Genomic DNA, 17,770 nt, shown 5'->3' on the forward strand with positions numbered 1-17,770 from the left:
ACCCAAATCAACTCAAAAATAGATTACCACAATCTGGCATTAGTGGGATAGGTTCACAGAACTAAGGCTGGCTGCTAAGGCCTTTCCAAGTAATAAATCAGCCCAGCCGTCGCTTTCGCCCCGAAGGGCGAAAGCGCCTAGATCCTTGGGTTGAGCCAAGATATTTTTAATACGGCTGGGCTGATTTATTTATTGGATCTCCCTAATAAAGCAGCAACTTGAAATAAAGAAGGAAGTTTGAAAGTCTTCATTGAAGCTATATTTTTAAATTTTTTTCTCGGCTGTATTATACAATGAACCCAAAACGCTTCATTAGTACTTATGTACAATGCGTAAGTCCTACCTCGATAGAAGGCGAAGGGGCTAGCTGCCATCAAATGCATCTTCGTTGCCAGTTCTTGCGGTAATTGAGAAGCAAAGGGATGGTTGTATTGGTAAATTTCATTTTCCACCCAAGTTGAACGGGGAGTTGCAGCAACAGATGTAGATGCAAATCCCAAAGTGAAAATAAAGACGGTGACAATTCCAGATATCTGTTTGAGGATGAAAGTCTCTTAGGCGGTAAAGAAATTAACTCTTGCTGGACTCTTGTTATAGACACAACCATCCAACAACAATTCTTTTACCACCTTGAGCCATAACTTATAAAGTGCTTCCCAGTGAAATTTCCCGAAAGTGTTTGATGAATTGAACAATGATAATTTATCTGTCTAGATGATTGTCTTTACTTTCTCTGTTCTTTTCTACTTGATGAAAATGAGCTATTGACCACTGACACAGTAGCCGAAGTGGCTCAACTAACGTTTCTCCCAAGGATGTCAAGGAATACTCTACAGTCGGAGGATTAGTAGGATAGACTTTGCGCTTCACAAGACCATCCCTCTCCAAATCACGCAGAGTACGGGTTAGCATTCGTTGCGAAACGCCTCCAATTTCTCTATGTAACTCACCATAGCGTTTCGTACCTTGGGATAGAACGTAAATGATTGCTGTAACCCATTTGTCACAAACCAGTTCAAGTGTCTGCCGTAAATAAGGGTGTGAGTTGAGGATTTTAGGTGATTGAGCCATGTTTTTAATGGATGCTACTTACACAAATGTTCCTACTTGTGCAATGTCTGAAGTTCGTTTAATAATGAAGTCTAGAGATATCTATAGCGGTTCTCAATGGTCAAAGGTAGCAGACTAATAAATCTATCTACTCAGACAAAATCGTTACTACTGACTCTATTTAATACAGCTTTCCCTAATAATTTGAACTGTTTGCATTAATCACAACGATACAGGAAAACAGCGCAATGAAATTTTCTGACTTTACTCAAGAAAACTCGGCTATGCTTCTGATTGATCATCAAGTTGGCACAATGAAGCTGATTAAAAACTTACCTCTGAGCGAGGTAGAAAAAAATACTCTTGCCCTGGCAAAAGTGGCAAAGGTGCTTAAGATACCTGTAGTTTTGACAAGTAGCCAAGAGGATCGGTTTCAAGGAAAGCTAATGACTACTCTAGCAGAATTGCTAAGAGAAGCTTACGAGGTGAGAGTTAAACGTGCAGGTATCGTAAATGCTTGGGACGATAAGAACTTTGTTCAAGCTGTCAAAGATACGAATCGTACTAATTTAATTATGGCTGGAATAACTACGGATGTTTGCTTAGTTTTTCCTGCAATTAGCGCAGTCCGTGAAGGCTATAATGTTCAAGCAGTGATGGATGCTTCTGGTTCACCATTCCATCTCTCGGAAGATTTAGCACGGCAGCGGATGCATGATGCTGGAGTTGTCCTAACTGCTACGATCACAATAATTGCTGAATTGGTTAAGGATTGGAGCCGAACAGAAGGTATCGAGTTACAAGAATTATTGTTTAGTGAGGTGTTGCCTCCTGAGTTCATTGAAAGCATTAGCACTCTATATTGATCTTAGTTTAAGCTTACTACAATTAGACAGAAGCTAACAGATAGAATAGCCCATCGAATCCAAAAATATTAGTTACAAACGAGTTGGAAAAAGCCAAAACTTTTGGGTTATAAGCTGATCACAATGAGCGCAAAATTTGATGAAGGCGATCGCCCTTCTAGTGTGGGCTAGTGGATTCATAGCAGTCGTGTTGGAAATATTAACTTGATCAGGGATAAAGCGGAAATATCTGCCTTGATAAAAAATTATCTCAAGCAAATATGGGATACTCTATCAATATTCAATACAGGTAGTAAAGATGAGAGTTAAGCAAGTCATATTTGGATTGTTTCTTGTGATTGCATTTGTAGTTGGAATCAGAGAAATCTCATTAGCGCAAACTCCTACAAAGCACTTCACACCAGCACCAACTATTGTTCTGAATGTTAAGACGTTTGACATACCCAAGGTTCCGGTCTTAGAAAGCGAAATTCTGACAGCAACTCTCGCACCAGGAGAGGTAAGTATTTGGCATACACATGCCTCACCTGTATTTGCTTATACAATTAGCGGTTCCTATTCAGTAGACTTTAAATCTGGAGAGCCTTCAATTATAGTTCCTGCTGGGAAAGCAATTATCGAACCAATTAATCTTGTTGTTCGTGCGAGAAATACTAGTACCACAGAGCCTGCGTCACTGGTCTTGTTTCAGCTGAGAAAACCAGGAACAGCCTTCTTAGACCCAGTTAATAAGTAAATTATCTTATTTTTGCTAGTTAAAATACAAAATTAGATATGAGGTGATATTTTCGATAATTTCACAATGAATGGGACATGAGCCTGCTCAATACTGAGAATTAAACCTCTTCCTAAGTAGGCAAGGAAGTTAATCTGTTTAAAGTTAAGGATGAGCAGAGATTTGTCCCAAAACTGATTCAGAGGAAATTAATATCTGAATCTAGCGGTATGTAGCAGTTCCTTTCAGTACAAAGCCCTGATATGACTGTAATTGTCCAAACAATGGTCTCTTAATAAATCCTGTTGTTTCTTGAGTAGTTAGAATCGCTTGAGTTTGAACAGGAGTTTCTTTACTACCGATAAGTAGGTTAACAGTAGGTAAGAGGAAGCTGAGTCTGACTATATTTCCTCCAAAATCAGGGTTTGGTGGCTTGCTAATGATTACCGTGATCAGTGTACCGATATCAGTGGCTAATGTCTGAATTTCACCACCACTAAAATGAAGGGAAATCTTTTCAGTTTTATAATCAAGCTGTGGAAGTCCATTCAGGATTGAATATTTAATATAAGTACCTTCGCCCTGAAGTTCAAACTCATTTGGTCGTTGTACAACAATTGCTTGTGCTGGCTTTGTGGATTTGGGTATAAAAAAAGATACCAGTGATGTGGCAGTTAAACCAGTTACAAAGGTGAGAGCAGTTTTGAGAATTTGACGGCGGGGAAAACTCACAGAGATATCTTCTAAGTTAGGTTTCATAATTCAGAAATCCTGAAGCTAATAAATCTTATCTTTTCAATCATCTTAATCAATTCGCTGCTTGCGGTCACAAAATATTAAACCTTGGTTTAACACTGACCTCGGATCGACCCTTAGTCCATTACAGTCTAGAAAGATACATTGCAAAGCCCTCTCAAAACATACAATAGCGATCGCATCTCTACTAACAGGTGAATTCAAACTTGATATACAAAAAATCACGTTGCTCTCGTGGAGAGGTGGGTTGTCGTCAGGGAGTAGCAGGAAGATTGTTTGTGATCGCTCTGCTCAGGAATGCATACTCAGACAAGTTGCATCGGTGAGAGCGACAGGAAACATTATCCAAACAATAACAAAAAACTGCTTTGGTCTGCCTGAAAAAGCAAAAACAGGCGCACACAGTACAATCAGTCGAGTCACACTTTTGTCATAACTTTGTCATAACTTTATCAAGAGAATGTAATAAAACCCTGATAAAATCGGACTGCACATTTATATTTAAGATTTTTATGTAGCTGACTATCTAAGTTGATTTTGATGATCAGCACTAGCTGTTTATAGTCAGTTAAGTATTCCTAAGTAAAATTTCCTTTAATTGCTAGAAAATTTCAGATATTATGGGTTATCAGAAATATTTTCTGAATAAACAATGCCACAGTTTATTACCTCAGTTGTAATTATAGGTATTGTCTAATTTATTTCCATTTATTGTGCAGTCATGTCAACTTAATGTATCAACCTTTAAAAAACTTATTTTAATGAACACTGAAATGAAACCTCGTCTATTGAACATAGGATTAATACTATTAGCGATAGTAATGCTTGCTAGTTGTAGTAAAAAGCCTGAAGAGTCTGCTAGCAGTACATCGCCAACTCCAAGTGCAATTGAGCAAACTCCAAGTTCTGGCAATGCTGCGACATCAACTCCTCCAAAGGCTGAAGAATCTGCTAGCAGTACATCGTCAACTCCAAGTGCAATTGAGCAAACTCCAACTTCTGGTAATACTGCGATATCAACCGCCAAAAAGCGACCATCGCCTGCAAATAAAACGGCTGTTTTAACAGGAGCAGAAAAGCTAGGGGTTAAACCTCAAGGAGAAACTACTTGTCCGAGTCAGGCACCTGTTAAGGGTAAAATAACAAGGAATCGAGGCAACATATACCATGTTGCCAAATCACGCAATTATGATCAGACCAAGCCGGATATCTGCTTTAAAGATGAAGCAACAGCAGAGAAAGCTGGCTTTCGTGCGCCTAAGTAAAGACTCTTGTTTAACTAACTTTGAGGGTTTAAGTCCCTTGCTTTTAAAGGCACCTCTGTTTCGTGTCAGGGTTAAATCCCTGTTACAAAACGTAATTGCTCCCCTTGTACTGAGCATACTTATACTGAGCATCTCGACTTGCTTCTCTTCGAGAGGCTGCGCCCTAAGCGTAGCTATGCCGTAGGCTTTACGGCTGCGCCCTAAGCGTAGCTATGCCGCAGGCTTTACGAGGCTGCCCTTCTCCTTCGGAGACGCTACCGCGAACGGCTACGCTCAGGCTAAACACCGAAGCTGTAGCCAATGGGGATAAGGTAACGCTGATTGGTTTTGGGTCATTCGAGCGACGCGTAGCTTGCCGCCGTAGGCATCGCTACTAACGCTCAGGACGTAATCCCAAAACCAATCAGCCAATGACAATTCCGGCGACCATTGTGCCTGCATTCTCTGCTTGTTGCAGTTCAAAGAAAAAGTAGCGCCATAGATGAATTGCTTTACCATTAGCAATCCAATCACTGCCTACTGATGCAGTCATAGACCCATTACCCCAAAATATTGTGATGCAATTAAGTCAGCAGGCATTAAGCGCAAGGAAGTAAGAAAGAGCGAACGCTCTAAATTGAATCATCCATCCATCCGCACTTACAATCCCAATGCACCCTTGAAGTGTAGCCCCGGTCAAATTCACTACTACACTGTGGACATCTACCAGTAAACATCGGATGCCAATCAAGTAACTCCAGTTTTTGCTGTTGTGTCCACCTCTGTTGTGGTTGCACAATTAACTCGCCGTTGTAATAAGTGGCTCCTTCTGGTTTCCATAGTTCTACTGGTTCGGCGTTGGGGTCAAGTCGAAAGTCCAAGCAGCTGTCAGCAACTGATCCATTAGGATGGACGGTACAGACAAGGTGAGGATTATGTGAGTATAAGAGACAGCAATCGCACTCTGGAAGGAATGGCACTAAGAAAAGCTCTAAGCTATGTGGAATAAGAGCTATAGCTTGAAATGCCGGACGAGCAGTAATGGCATAGGCAGGCGATCGCTAATGGAGGAATGATGTACAGTTGTCCAAAAGTTTTTGGAGGTAGAAAAAGCTTACTCGTCCGTGAAATACTATTTTTGAGACGAATAAGCCAAAATCAAAATTACTACTACTGTGACACTAAGAGTACAAATCCTCAAGGATAAATTTAATCAAAGTTTAGGTTTACCTTTCAAAGAACTATTGCCAGAGTCTGTAATAAGACAAGCAATTTCCGAATTAAAGATTAAATACAAAAAGCGGTTATTTGATCCGTTTGTAACATTGTGGGCATTTCTATCTCAGGTTCTCGATACCGACAAAACTTGCCATAATGCTGTGAGTAAAATAATTGCACATCTAGCAGAATCAGAGTAGAAGTTCCCTCAACGGATACTAGTGGATAAAGACACGCGAGAGCAAGGCTCCCAGAGAAATTATTAGAGAAAATTTTCAATTCCTCAGCACGAAATCTAGAAGAGAAAGTGACAAAAGAACATTTGTGGTGTGGTCGCAATGTCTTAGTAATAGACGGTTCAACTGTTTCCATGCCAGACACCATAGAGAACCAGCAAAGTTTATCCTCAACCTAGTAGTCAAAAAGGAGGATGTGGTTTCCCAATTGCCAAGATTGGTGCGATATTCAGTTTGTTGACGGGAGGTGCTGTTGCTTTGTGCATTGATGTCCTGAAGACTCATAATATTAAATTAGCGAGAAAAATGTACAGTTTTCTCAAACCCAATGAGCTGCTTTTAGGGGATAGAGCTTTTTGCGCTTACTCTGATATGATTGCTATTAAAAAACTTGATTGTGATGCTGTATTTCGGAAGCACCACTATCGAACAACAACCATGCGAAAAGGTAAAATTGTTGGGGATTGTGACAAGCTTGTTACTTGGTATAAACCTAAAAAATGCCCAAAAGGGTTGAGCAAGGATGAATTTGATGCTTTACCTCCTTCTATAATTGTACGAGAAATTTACTACTACATTGTTATTCTTGGCTTTCGCACAGGGCGAGTCAGTTTAATCACCACTCTTTTAGATACAACAACTTATCCTACCCTCGAAATTGTTGAGATTTATGGGAAACGCTGGGACGTTGAACTAGATTTAAGACATCTTAAAACTACTTTGGGGATGGATGTTTTGCGCTGTAAAACCCCCTCGATGGTACGCAAAGAAATTTACGTTTATTTGCTTGCCTACAATTTACTTCGTAGTTTGATGTGGTCAGCAGGTACTACTTACGGTACTCCTCCGTTACGCCTATCACTGCAAGGTACTCGCCATCATTTAAATAACTTTATTCCCAAATTGTTAGCTGCAACTTCAACAAAACGTCTTCAAATTTATTGGACTTTACTTAAAGTTATTGCTCACAAGGCTGTGAGCGATCGCCCTGGCAGAAGTGAGACACGAGTCCGTAAACGTCGCCCAGAAGCTTACCCTTTAATGACGAAACCTCGGCACGAATTACAAAAGCAATTGCAAACCGCTTAAACCACAAGTGTTTTGGCTTTTCTTAGTGCCATTCTCATCTGAGGGAACGAATAAAAACGATTTGAGAGTCATGGATACGTCGATTTTCCATGTAGGTGAGGTGAGACACGGAAATCTCTCAAGCCGGGTAGGATGCAGCGTAATTGCTGCAAGGTATTCTCGCTGCTGATTACCCCTTTATATTCAGGCTATGATTCAGCTTATAGTCAGACGACTTGCATAATTTTTTACTGGCTTTGACTTTTCAAACAACCTCTAAGCAGATAAATGGACAGTATAAAATTCTCATAATTGAGATGATCGCATCAAGTGCAGTTCCTTCTCTTGAATATTGCCGCGATACTTGCACTGCGAGTGTAGCAGTAAATACTGTCTTATTATTGTTTTTTATTATACTTAAATTTATAGCCGTATTATCTCTTGGTCTTGTTCAAAAATCAAATAGGAGTTTTATAGCAGCTTAGTTACCAAATAATTTCCGTTAAAATCCCTACTAATTACGGTTTATATTGAATTTTTTTGCTCGTGTAAACCGAATTTTCCGTATAAGTACGGAAGTTACTTCGGTAATTTTCGTTTATAAAGTACTTGTTGTACTAATCCAATACGTTTGCCAAAAGAGAGGTAATATAACTTTTGCCGAAACAGCCCAAGATGAGGAGATGTAAAAATAAAAATCAAAGTTTTTCGAGTATCTAATAAGATACGTTTCCTTATTCAATCTGTGTTCTGCACAGTACTTTTATACTTTTCAAACAATTTCCTAGTGAAGATACTTTAAACATGGAGTAATACATGGTCACACAAGCGCAAAGAGACGAATTAAACAGAATGTTCAAACTCCTAGATAGCGACGGAAGTGGCGTTGTCACTAAAGATGACTTTGAAGAAAAAGTTCAAGCCGTAGCATCTGTTGGAAATCGGAAGCCGGGAACGCCAGAATACGATCGCGTGCAGTCCTGCTACACGAACCAATGGAATAGTTTGAAGAAAGCTGCTGACACAAATGATGATGGTGAAGTAACTCAGGAAGAATGGTTAACCTGGGCTGAGAAAGCAGTAAGTGAGTCGGGAACTTTTGAAAAATTAGTCAAAGAAACAGCTGCTGCTATTTTTGACGTGATGGATGTGGACGGTAGCGGAACTGTCTCTTTTGAAGAGTATAAAAAAGTCAACAAGATTTACGGACTCGATGAAGCCACAGCTCGAAAGATGTTTGACGAGGTTGATGGCGATCGCGATGGTTCGATTACCAAAGAAGAACATCTGAAGACGCAGGATTGGTTCTTTACAAAGCTAGGCTAGTCATTTCTGGCATTTTTAAATAATCATTAACCCCTCGCATACCCTATAGTTTGGCGGGGGGTAGATTGAAAATGAAACCACATCGATCATTTACATCTTTCCCTAGTGGCTGGTTTCGTGTTGCCGAAAGCCACTCTCTGCCGAATGGAGGGGTGATGCCACTCCGCTATTTCGGTCAAGACTTAATACTTTTCCGCACAGAAAACGGGACTGCCCACCTTCTGGATGCCCACTGCCCGCATTTAGGAGCGCATTTGGGTTATGGGGGAAAAGTAAAAGGGGGAAACATCCAGTGTCCGTTTCACGGCTGGTGTTTCGATACCAACGGACACTGCACCGAGCTTCCCTATGCCCGCAAAATACCACCATTAGCTAAAATGCGAAGTTGGTTGGTGCGCGAAGTCAACGGGCTAATTATGGTGTACTATCACGCAGTCGGAGAACCATCTACTTGGGAGATACCAGAGTTACCGGAATACACCTCTGAGCAATGGACTCCTTGGAGTCGAGTATTCCAGTGGAAAACCCGTGCTTCAATCCAAGATTTAAGTGAAGTAACAGTTGTAGATACTGCCCACTTCGGTATTTTGCATCCAGACACATTCCAAGCGGTTAAAAGCAGCACGGTAGAAGTCAATCGTCAGGTTTTTATTCACCGGATGTGCCCAGAGTACAATCATCTCCTCCCAGTTGCGAAGACATTGGGTTTTATAGTTGCTGGTTTCTGGAAAGTAGAGTCCTACGGGTTGGGCTATCATGTTTTTCGTTCCTGCGACAAAGTTGTGACTGAAGTTGAAACCATAACCCTTTTTACTTGGACACCGATTGACGAGGAATATGTTGACGCTCGCATCTGTGTGAAAATGAAGACGGTTTTTAATGAAACTATAACTCGCGGTCTGAGGAAAATCGGCATTACTAAGGGGACAAAGGCTTTTGAGGAGGATCTCAACACATTAGAACATAAGTTAATGCCTACTCATCCACTATTTTGTGATGGTGATGGACCGATCTCTCAGTATCGGCGCTGGTCCAGTCAGTTCTACACCGATTTGCCTGCTAGAGAGATTTGAGAGATATAAATATGCGTATAACAATTCTGACGATTGGTACAAGGGGCGATGTCCAGCCCTTTGTTGCCCTCGGACTTGGACTGCAACAGGCAGGTCACACTGTACAGCTAGCCGCCCCCGCCATGTTTGAGTCATTCATTCGCAGTTATGGGCTTAACTTTGCTTCATTATGCTACGATCCTCACAAGTTTATGGCACGCGAGCAAGGACAGGCTCACTTGAAGTCGGGACAGAACCCGATTGCCATATCTATAGAGTGGACTAAACGCTTTCGTCCTCTCATAGAGCGTTTCCTGGCTGAATCTTGGAGTATTTGTCAGGGAACCGAAGCGATTATCTGCTCTGTCTGGCATTTTGGAGGCGTGCATATTGCTGAAAAGCTAGGTGTGCCTTGCTATCTTGCCGATGCTCACCCTCTCAGCCCGACGCGAGAATTTCCCATTTTTATTTCACCTCAAGGGCTAAGACTAGGAGGCATCTATAATCAGCTGACCTACACCCTTGTAGAAGAGATTTTCTGGCAACTTATTCGACCAGCGATTAACCAGTGGCGCGTTCACACTCTTGGTTTACCTACCTTGCCCCGGTTTGGTGGGGCAGCACTCAGTAGAAATCGATTACCCATTCTCTGCCATTACAGCCCGTCTGTCATTCCCAAACCGGCGGATTGGAGCGATTTGAACCATATAACAGGCTACTGGTTTATAGACATATCTAGCGATTGGCAGCCTCCTGTGGATCTGGTTGATTTCCTCGCAAATGGACCGCCTCCGGTTTATGTGGGCTTCGGCAGTATGTTTTCTGACGATCCGCAAGCACTAGCATCTTTGGTGGTAAAAGCACTGGCGCTGTCTGGGCAGAGGGGGATTCTACTGACGGGGTGGGGTGGACTGAGTAATGCTGACTTGCCGGATAGTATCTTTAAAATTGATTCAATTCCTCACGACTGGTTGTTTCCTCAGGTTGCTGCTATTGTCCATCACGGTGGTGCAGGTACCACAGGAGCCGGATTGCGATCTGGGGTTCCGTCGATTTTAGTGCCTTTCTTTGCAGATCAACCTAGCTGGGGTCATCGAGTCGCACACTTAGGTGTCGGGCCTGCTCCCATTCCCCTAAAAGAGCTTTCCGCCGAGCGATTAGCTGCTGCCATCCAGAGTGCAATTAGTGACGAGACGATGAAAGCTCGCGCTCGCGCACTGGGGCTGCAAATTCAAGCTGAAGATGGGGTAGCAAAAGCGGTTGAGGTATTTCACCAGTATTTGCCCCAGGTATTCAAACCTGAATTGGCCAGCATCTAAGACAAAGTTGAAAATCAGCAGAGGAAAACAGATGAAATCGCGCTTTCCATTTACATCTTTCCCCAATGGCTGGTTCCAAGTTGCCTACAGCCACGAACTGCCTCTAAAAGGAGTCAAACCGCTCCACTACTTTGGCAAAGACCTAGTGTTATTCCGTGCAGAAGACGGCACTCCTCACGTCTTCGATGCCCATTGCCCCCATTTAGGAGCGCACTTGGGTTATGGGGGTAAAGTTCAAGGTGAAACGATTCAATGTCCGTTTCACGGCTGGTGCTTTAACGGCGATGGACAGTGTATTGATATTCCCTATGCCAGTAAGATCCCTCCGAAAGCTCAGATACACACTTGGTTCGTGCGGGAAATTAATGGCTTGATTCTAGTGTACTACCACGATCGCAAAGAACCCCCAACTTGGGAGATGCCAGAACTGCCAGAGTGCAATTCTACGGAATGGGTGCCTTTTTACCGCTATGTTGCTCAATCCAAGCTACGGACGCATATCCAAGAGCTAGGTGAGCAAATTGTGGACTTCCGTCACCTTCCGGTTATACACGATCCTAATAATGTTTTCGCCAAGGCTGAATCTGTATATGTGGACGGTCCAATTCGGTGCGATCTTATAAAGACCAAAACCAAAAAGTCTTTTGTTGGCAAATTATTGAACCAATCAGAAATATATAATGTGGAGACAATTTTCTATGGTTTGGGCTTTCTACTACAAAGATTTTACAGCAGTTCAAGAGATCAGGTTGATTTCTTCGTCTTGTTTTCATTTACGCCGATTGACGAAGAGTATGTAGACATTCGCCAGGTTGCGATCGTTAAGCGATTGTTCAATCAAGCTATCACCTCGGCTTTCGCTAAATTTATAAATCAGCAAATGAAGAAACAGGTTGACCTAGACTTACCGATTATAGAAAACAAGCTTTACCACTCTTGTCCTCTTTTATGCGAGGGTGACGGAGAGATTATGCAATATCGACGTTGGGCTAGCCAGTTCTACCCAGAAATGTCTGCTACAACCACCAAAATTCCTATTCATCAACAATTATAAAGATGAAATCGCGCTTCCCATTTACGTCTTTCCCTAGTGGTTGGTTCTTTGTCGCATATAGCCATAAACTGTGTGCGGGTCAAGTTAAACCGCTACACTACTTCGGTAAAGACTTGGTACTTTTCCGTACAGAAGACGGGACTGCCTGCGTTCTGGATGCCCACTGCCCCCATTTAGGAGCGCACTTGGGTTATGGGGGAAAACTTAAGGGCGAAACGATCCAATGTCCGTTTCACGGCTGGTGTTTCGACAATAAAGGACACTGCACTGATATTCCCTATGCCAGTAAAATACCTCCCAAAGCCCGATTGCAAAATTGGTTGGTGCGCGAAGTTAACGGGTGGATTATGGTGTATTATCATGCTCAAGGACACGGTGAATTCCCCGACTGGCAAATTCCTGAACTGCCCGAATACAATTCTCAAGAGTGGATTCCGTTCCAACCAGTTCGCAACTGGAAGCTTCGCACTCATATACGCGAACTAGCGGAGAACGGCATGGATATGGCTCACCTGCCATTCTTGCATAGTCAAATCATCGCCGCTCTTAAAAGTGATGGTCAAGAAGCCAACGATTCAACTCACATCCACTATCTATCTGCGAAATACAGACTGCCTCCCATTGTCGGTTTTTTTGGAAAAGAAGTGGATGGGGCGCTGGAAATCACTTCTCACGGTTTGGGTTGCCAAATCAGCCGCGTCAGGGTGAAATCGTGGTTAGAGATGAGGATTCTAATCGTGTTTTTACTAACACCAATTGACGAAGAATATCTAGACGTTCAGTTGGTTATCAGCGTGAAAGAGATATTTAATAAAGCCATTACTCACGCTTTTGCAGCCATCTATGGCAAAGAGGCAGTAAAGTCGTTGTCGCAGGACATTCCGATTTTAGAAAACAAAATTTACTTCAGCAATCCCCTACTTTGTGACAGCGAAAAACCGCTCGTAGAATATCGGCGCTGGGCGAGCCAATTCTTCTTAGAGATTCCTGAAACAATCAAAATTCCCGTCCAGCATTAACAACGCGAGCGATCGCAAAACCCAAATATGAAATCGCGCTTCCCCTTTACACCTTTCCCCAGTGGCTGGTTCCGTATTGCCTACAGTCACGAACTGACTTTAAAAAAAGTCGTGCCACTACGCTATTTCGGCAAAGACTTGGTAATCTTTCGTACAGAAGATGGGACTGCTTGCGTTTTGGATGCCCACTGCCCCCACTTGGGGGCGCATCTCGGTTATGGGGGGAAAGTCAAGGGCGAAACGATCCAATGTCCATTTCACGGCTGGTGCTTCAACAGCAAGGGACATTGTACTGATATTCCCTATGCGAATAAAATACCATCACTAGCGCAGCTCCGAACTTGGCCAGTGCGTGAAATCAACGGCTTAATTTTTGTGTATTACCACGCTTGGGGAGAAGCACCTAGTTGGGAGATACCAGATATTCCGGAATACACTTCTGCTGAATGGATGCCATTTCGCCTTACTTATCAGTGGAAGCTGCGATCGCACATTCAGGAGTTAGGCGAGCAAATTGCAGACATCGCTCACATACCAACAGTACATTTAGATGATTCGGTCAAGAGCGATCTTCCTGATGTAGACGGGCCAGTTTGGAGACAAGATTTCTGTACTCAGAGGGCTTTTACTACTAGGCTATTTAACACTCAAATAAAAACTCAATACTCGGTGAATCTCTATGGTTTGGGCTACAGTTTACAAAAATACTACACAAAGGCAATAACCGAACTTCGCTTTGTCCTTCTGTTTTTATATACGCCAATTGATGAAGAGTCTGTGGAAGTTCATCTGGTTAGCAGTGTGAAGAAGCTGTTTAATAAAGCCGCGACTTTTGCTTTCACAACACTGATGCTTAAGGACTTAAAAAAGGAGGCTGAGAAAGACATTGTAATTTTGGAGAAAAAGCTTTACCGTCCCGATCCTATTCTCTGCGAAGGCGATGGCCAAATTCTGAAATATCGGCGGTGGGCTAGTCAGTTTTACTCAGAAGTACCTGCTAAAACCAAAGTTTTTGTTCAGCAGTAGCAAACTTATAGCTCAAAATTTAGCTAAAAAAAGTCAGCTTTTAAATGATTACTGATTATGCCTGATTATCTACCATTGGCTGAACAAGTCGTTTTAATTACAGGGGCTGCGGGCGGGATTGGGAGTGCGATCGCCCACCAATTAGCCCAACAATACCCCGGCATCCGATTAGTTCTGACAGATTGCCAGCAAGAACCACTAGAACAATCTGCCCTGTCTTGCCGCCAAGCAGGTGCCGAAGTTGTTGCCATCCCTGCCAATTTAACTAACCCCGAACAGCTTGAAGCCTTGCCTAAAGTAGCGCTCGACAAATTTGGTCAGGTTAACGCCCTGATCAACAATGCAGGTTATAGCCAAAGCGGACCAGTAGAATCAGTCTCCCTCAACGCTGTCGAACAGCATTTCCGGGTTAACTTGTTCGCTGCGATCGCTTTAATTCAGGCTTTAACACCAGTAATGCGCTGCTCTGGCGGAGGGCGAATTATCAATATTACGAGTATTGCAGGGCGGATTGCTTTTCCTTTTGAGGGCGTATATGGAGCCTCAAAATTTGCTTTAGAAGGACTCAGTGATGCCCTGCGGATGGAACTCGCCCCTTTCAACATTCAAGTCATTGTTATAGAACCGGGTGCTGTACTCACCAACGCCCTAGAAGTGGGGCCAAAAGCTTTGATCGAACTTCTATCCAATTCCCAAAACACGGATTACAATGCCGCCGCACAACAAGTTTCCAAATTAGCCCAGCAAATAAAACAGCACGCTTGGAGTGCTGAACAAGTGGCGAAAGTCATCCAACAAGCTTTAAGCGATCGCTATCCTAAACCTCGTTACGTCGCAGCCACAGCAATTAATAAGTTGATACTGGCTTTAATGCTTAGGGTATTGCCCACCAAAGTTACAGACAGATTCCGCCAACAGCTTTACGGCATTAATCTGGTGGCAGAAGATTGGCAGCACCGATCGGCTAAGGGTACATTCTCCTGAGAGATAAAATACAGCGACTGATTATGCGTTATCTATTTGAACCCGATATTTTGCACCAAATAGCTCAAAAAAGTTGGATCTGAAAAGCCTAATTCGGACGTTATGAATTTACGGGAAATTTGTTGTCAAAGAACTTTTTACTTCGTTTAGGGTTTTACAATGAGTAAAATTTTTGGTATCGGCTTATCCAGAACTGGTACAAGCAGTTGCTGTTTAGCCATGAAAAATTTAGGCATAAAATCAATTCATCTACCGTATTCTTGGCAAGAGATTGACAAGCACGTATTTTCTACTGATACTCCAGTTAGTGCCAGATTTGAAGAGTTAGACAAGCGCTATCCTAATTCCAAGTTTATCTACACTACACGCAACCTTGATGACTGGGTAGAATCTTTTTTGAAGTTTATGAATCTAGATATTGTGAAAATGTGGCCTCTTCAGTTGAGTAGTGAGTTTAGAGAATGGATCTCTGAAGGTCACTTGAATCTCTATGACCGCCCTAATACAGAAATAGCAAACATGACTAGTGAGGAGTTGATAAGAGCGTACCAAAAGCATGAAGAAAGAGTTATGACCTATTTTGAAAATAGAACTTCGGACTTGCTCACCATCGATATAACAGATGCTCGAACCCAACCGTTTACAAAACTTATTAATTTCTTAGAATTTCATCGATTAATTGAATTTCCCAAAGTTAATACTTTTGATCAAATTGCATTTTTCGACGACAAGACCCGTAACAGACCGGGTTAAGTAGCACTTAAATAGCAGTTAGAGTGCATAAGCAAAGTAATAATTTTCACACGTGTGGTGTTTTGCAGTTAATGACAACTACTTAAAATTGACAAGAGGATTTGAATGAACTTGTGTAAAGATGCTCTAAAAGTCTTGGAAGAGACTAGCCGTACTTTTTACATCCCAATTAGTCGTTTACCTGATGGTCTTCAGGATGCAGTTGCTTCTGCATACTTATGTATGCGTGCCATTGATGAAATTGAAGATCATCCCAACTTGGATAATCTTACTAAAGCCCAACTTTTAAAAACGATTAGCTTAAAACTGCAATCAATGGTAGAAGGAACTGCTGTTGCTGACTTCTTGATGTTATTAACTAACCATTCTTATCCACTACCAGAGGTAACAATTCGTATTGGTGAATGGGCAAAACTTGCACCGGAAACTATTGCCCCTCGTATTTGGGATACAACCGCAGCAATGGCAGACCGGATGGCTCACTGGGCGCTTGTAGGCTGGAAAATTGATACAGAGGCTGATTTAGATTGTTATACATTTAGCGTAGCGGGTGCAGTCGGATTACTGCTATCAGACTTGTGGGCTTGGTATGATGGCACATCAACGAACCGTTCCCAGGCAATTGGGTTTGGTCGCGGCTTGCAAGCTGTGAACATTCTCCGCAACTGCGGTGAAGACATGATACGGGGAGTAGATTTCTTGCCTAATGGCTGGACTAAAGAGAATATGCACATATACGCACGTCGTAATCTCTCCCTAGCTGATGCATATACCAATGCTCTCCCTAAAGGTCCGGCTTTAGATTTTTGTCGAATTCCCTTGGCATTAGCTCATGCCACATTAGACGTTTTGGTTCTTGGAGAACCAAAACTTAACCGCAATGCGGTTATGAGTCTGATTGCACAAGTCAGTGGCAGAAAGTAAAGGCAATACTCAAAGGCATGAATCATCTTCTAAATTCGATGACTCCAGCGAGCTTAGGCTACGCATCACTGATGTTTGTAAGCTTCATGGCTGCTATGTTTCTTGGTACAATCTTCCTACCAGGAAAAGTATATGCAAGCTGTCTGCAACCAAACAACACACGCAAATCATATAAACTCAACGGATTGCTATTATTTATGATCACTACTTTTAGTGTAGTGGCGTTTACCTTGTTATTTCACTTCTCCCTAGCGTCCCTCTCCAACTATTTTTGGTCTTTGTTCATCGTCGCCAACTTATTTGCTTTCACACTTACTGGTATTTTATATGTCAAGCGACGAGGAATAAAGGGTGGAGATATTCAACAGCAATCATTAGTCAAAATCTTCAGTGATTTGTGGTTTGGGGTAGAACTTAACCCAACTTGGTTGGGTGTGAATTTAAAAATGTTTGCCTACCAACCTTCTCTCATTGGTTTAGGACTGCTAAACGCTTCTTTTGCCTACGTACAATATGAAAAGTACAGTGAAATTACCTTGCAAATGTGGATGTTCCAAGTGTTTTGGTGGTTGTATCTTGCGACTCACTATTACTATGAGGAATTCATGCTTTCCACTTGGGACATTATTGCTGAGAAATTTGGGTTTATGCTGGTGTGGGGCGATCTAGTTTTAGTACCATTTTTCTACAGCATTATTGGCTGGTATTTGGTGGATGCGATCGCACCAATGTCAGTATCATCTGTAGTTGCTATTAGCTTACTTTATCTAGTAGGTTTGACAATATTTCGTGATGCCAATGCCCAGAAGCACCGCTTTAAGAAAAACCCAAAAGTAACAATTTGGGGTCAACCAGCCCAAGCTTTAGAAGGAAAGCTGTTGATATCTGGTTGGTGGGGTGTTGGTCGCAAGCTGAACTATAGCGGTGAAATTTGCGTATATTTGGCGTTGGCATTAACCACAGGCTTTGACTCAATTATTCCTTACTTACTGCCTTTATGGCTGTGCGTATTATTGCCTCATCGGGCATGGCGTGATGAGCAGCGTTGCCAAGCCAAGTACGGCAATCTCTGGGACGCTTACTGCGCTAAAGTGCGATTCCGAATGTTGCCTTTTATGTATTAAAAGCAATTGGGAAGTGTAAAAGTATCGCGCGTTCCC

Annotated in this window: 18 protein-coding genes and 1 pseudogene; 16 read left to right on the forward strand and 3 right to left on the reverse strand. The window is 42.4% G+C overall.

Annotated elements, in window-relative coordinates:
• Positions 1-702: 702 nt before the first annotated feature.
• Positions 703-1,071: a winged helix-turn-helix transcriptional regulator gene (locus tag ACFFAP_RS13250; RefSeq protein WP_375511656.1), complete on the reverse strand. Its 369-nt coding sequence runs from the start codon at positions 1,069-1,071 to the stop codon at positions 703-705.
• Between the two features lie 227 nt (positions 1,072-1,298).
• Here ACFFAP_RS13250 and ACFFAP_RS13255 point away from each other — a divergent pair, with 227 nt between their 5' ends.
• On the forward strand, positions 1,299-1,916 hold the full coding sequence (locus tag ACFFAP_RS13255; RefSeq protein WP_375511657.1) for an isochorismatase family protein: 618 nt from the start codon (positions 1,299-1,301) through the stop codon (positions 1,914-1,916).
• Positions 1,917-2,214: 298 nt separating this feature from the next.
• The gene (locus ACFFAP_RS13260) at positions 2,215-2,652 is read left to right on the forward strand and encodes a cupin domain-containing protein (protein ID WP_375511658.1); all 438 of its coding nucleotides are present in this window, start codon (positions 2,215-2,217) and stop codon (positions 2,650-2,652) included.
• A gap of 201 nt (positions 2,653-2,853) precedes the next feature.
• Here the strand turns inward: ACFFAP_RS13260 and ACFFAP_RS13265 are convergent, their stop codons facing one another.
• Positions 2,854-3,390: a hypothetical protein gene (locus ACFFAP_RS13265; RefSeq protein ID WP_375511659.1), complete on the reverse strand. Its 537-nt coding sequence runs from the start codon at positions 3,388-3,390 to the stop codon at positions 2,854-2,856.
• Positions 3,391-4,160: 770 nt separating this feature from the next.
• On the opposite strand from ACFFAP_RS13265, the gene ACFFAP_RS13270 reads away from it, so the two are divergent.
• Together ACFFAP_RS13270 and ACFFAP_RS13275 are read left to right on the forward strand one after the other, a co-directional pair.
• A complete protein-coding gene (locus tag ACFFAP_RS13270) occupies positions 4,161-4,652 on the forward strand; it encodes a hypothetical protein (RefSeq protein WP_375511660.1) in 492 nt (163 codons plus the stop codon).
• Positions 4,653-4,915: 263 nt separating this feature from the next.
• Positions 4,916-5,133, forward strand: a pseudogene (locus tag ACFFAP_RS13275) (HU family DNA-binding protein); the annotation flags it as partial.
• A 130-nt stretch (positions 5,134-5,263) separates the two neighbouring features.
• On the opposite strand, the gene ACFFAP_RS13280 reads toward ACFFAP_RS13275, so the two are convergent.
• Entirely contained in the window at positions 5,264-5,512 is a 249-nt protein-coding gene (locus ACFFAP_RS13280) for a hypothetical protein (protein WP_375511661.1), read from the reverse strand.
• Positions 5,513-5,806: 294 nt separating this feature from the next.
• Here ACFFAP_RS13280 and ACFFAP_RS13285 point away from each other — a divergent pair, with 294 nt between their 5' ends.
• The 12 genes from ACFFAP_RS13285 to ACFFAP_RS13340 all read left to right on the forward strand — a co-directional run bounded on the left by ACFFAP_RS13285 (position 5,807) and on the right by ACFFAP_RS13340 (position 17,734).
• Entirely contained in the window at positions 5,807-6,049 is a 243-nt protein-coding gene (locus ACFFAP_RS13285) for a hypothetical protein (protein ID WP_375511662.1), read from the forward strand.
• Between the two features lie 273 nt (positions 6,050-6,322).
• On the forward strand, positions 6,323-7,174 hold the full coding sequence (locus tag ACFFAP_RS13290) for a transposase (protein WP_375511681.1): 852 nt from the start codon (positions 6,323-6,325) through the stop codon (positions 7,172-7,174).
• 795 nt (positions 7,175-7,969) lie between these two features.
• Positions 7,970-8,479, forward strand: a complete 510-nt coding sequence (locus ACFFAP_RS13295; RefSeq protein ID WP_375511663.1) for an EF-hand domain-containing protein — start codon at positions 7,970-7,972, stop codon at positions 8,477-8,479.
• Between the two features lie 71 nt (positions 8,480-8,550).
• Positions 8,551-9,552, forward strand: a complete 1,002-nt coding sequence (locus ACFFAP_RS13300; protein WP_375511664.1) for a Rieske 2Fe-2S domain-containing protein — start codon at positions 8,551-8,553, stop codon at positions 9,550-9,552.
• Positions 9,553-9,563: 11 nt separating this feature from the next.
• Positions 9,564-10,850, forward strand: a complete 1,287-nt coding sequence (locus tag ACFFAP_RS13305) for a glycosyltransferase (protein WP_375511665.1) — start codon at positions 9,564-9,566, stop codon at positions 10,848-10,850.
• 31 nt (positions 10,851-10,881) lie between these two features.
• Positions 10,882-11,904, forward strand: coding sequence for a Rieske 2Fe-2S domain-containing protein (locus ACFFAP_RS13310; RefSeq protein WP_375511666.1), 1,023 nt, complete (start codon positions 10,882-10,884; stop codon positions 11,902-11,904).
• A gap of 2 nt (positions 11,905-11,906) precedes the next feature.
• Positions 11,907-12,923 (forward strand): Rieske 2Fe-2S domain-containing protein, encoded by a 1,017-nt coding sequence (locus tag ACFFAP_RS13315; RefSeq protein ID WP_375511667.1) that lies wholly within the window; start codon positions 11,907-11,909, stop codon positions 12,921-12,923.
• Positions 12,924-12,950: 27 nt separating this feature from the next.
• A complete protein-coding gene (locus ACFFAP_RS13320; protein WP_375511668.1) occupies positions 12,951-13,949 on the forward strand; it encodes a Rieske 2Fe-2S domain-containing protein in 999 nt (332 codons plus the stop codon).
• Between the two features lie 57 nt (positions 13,950-14,006).
• Positions 14,007-14,933 (forward strand): SDR family NAD(P)-dependent oxidoreductase, encoded by a 927-nt coding sequence (locus tag ACFFAP_RS13325; protein WP_375511669.1) that lies wholly within the window; start codon positions 14,007-14,009, stop codon positions 14,931-14,933.
• A 159-nt stretch (positions 14,934-15,092) separates the two neighbouring features.
• On the forward strand, positions 15,093-15,686 hold the full coding sequence (locus ACFFAP_RS13330; RefSeq protein ID WP_375511670.1) for a sulfotransferase: 594 nt from the start codon (positions 15,093-15,095) through the stop codon (positions 15,684-15,686).
• A gap of 105 nt (positions 15,687-15,791) precedes the next feature.
• Positions 15,792-16,610, forward strand: coding sequence for a squalene/phytoene synthase family protein (locus ACFFAP_RS13335; protein ID WP_375511671.1), 819 nt, complete (start codon positions 15,792-15,794; stop codon positions 16,608-16,610).
• 17 nt (positions 16,611-16,627) lie between these two features.
• On the forward strand, positions 16,628-17,734 hold the full coding sequence (locus ACFFAP_RS13340; RefSeq protein ID WP_375511672.1) for a hypothetical protein: 1,107 nt from the start codon (positions 16,628-16,630) through the stop codon (positions 17,732-17,734).
• Positions 17,735-17,770 lie beyond the last annotated feature (36 nt).

The sequence above is a fragment of the uncultured Nostoc sp. genome, from assembly GCF_964245575.1.
In the GTDB taxonomy this organism is placed as follows: Bacteria; Cyanobacteriota; Cyanobacteriia; order Cyanobacteriales; family Nostocaceae; genus Nostoc.

Coding starts and splice junctions, on each gene's coding strand:
- ACFFAP_RS13325 (WP_375511669.1), top strand. CDS start 14,007: ATGCCTGATTATCTACCATTGGCTGAACAAGTCGTTTTAATTACAGGG.
- ACFFAP_RS13330 (WP_375511670.1), top strand. CDS start 15,093: ATGAGTAAAATTTTTGGTATCGGCTTATCCAGAACTGGTACAAGCAGT.
- ACFFAP_RS13340 (WP_375511672.1), top strand. CDS start 16,628: ATGAATCATCTTCTAAATTCGATGACTCCAGCGAGCTTAGGCTACGCA.
- ACFFAP_RS13310 (WP_375511666.1), top strand. CDS start 10,882: ATGAAATCGCGCTTTCCATTTACATCTTTCCCCAATGGCTGGTTCCAA.
- ACFFAP_RS13265 (WP_375511659.1), bottom strand. CDS start 3,390: ATGAAACCTAACTTAGAAGATATCTCTGTGAGTTTTCCCCGCCGTCAA.
- ACFFAP_RS13300 (WP_375511664.1), top strand. CDS start 8,551: ATGAAACCACATCGATCATTTACATCTTTCCCTAGTGGCTGGTTTCGT.
- ACFFAP_RS13255 (WP_375511657.1), top strand. CDS start 1,299: ATGAAATTTTCTGACTTTACTCAAGAAAACTCGGCTATGCTTCTGATT.
- ACFFAP_RS13320 (WP_375511668.1), top strand. CDS start 12,951: ATGAAATCGCGCTTCCCCTTTACACCTTTCCCCAGTGGCTGGTTCCGT.
- ACFFAP_RS13315 (WP_375511667.1), top strand. CDS start 11,907: ATGAAATCGCGCTTCCCATTTACGTCTTTCCCTAGTGGTTGGTTCTTT.
- ACFFAP_RS13270 (WP_375511660.1), top strand. CDS start 4,161: ATGAAACCTCGTCTATTGAACATAGGATTAATACTATTAGCGATAGTA.
- ACFFAP_RS13250 (WP_375511656.1), bottom strand. CDS start 1,071: ATGGCTCAATCACCTAAAATCCTCAACTCACACCCTTATTTACGGCAG.
- ACFFAP_RS13295 (WP_375511663.1), top strand. CDS start 7,970: ATGGTCACACAAGCGCAAAGAGACGAATTAAACAGAATGTTCAAACTC.
- ACFFAP_RS13335 (WP_375511671.1), top strand. CDS start 15,792: ATGAACTTGTGTAAAGATGCTCTAAAAGTCTTGGAAGAGACTAGCCGT.
- ACFFAP_RS13260 (WP_375511658.1), top strand. CDS start 2,215: ATGAGAGTTAAGCAAGTCATATTTGGATTGTTTCTTGTGATTGCATTT.
- ACFFAP_RS13305 (WP_375511665.1), top strand. CDS start 9,564: ATGCGTATAACAATTCTGACGATTGGTACAAGGGGCGATGTCCAGCCC.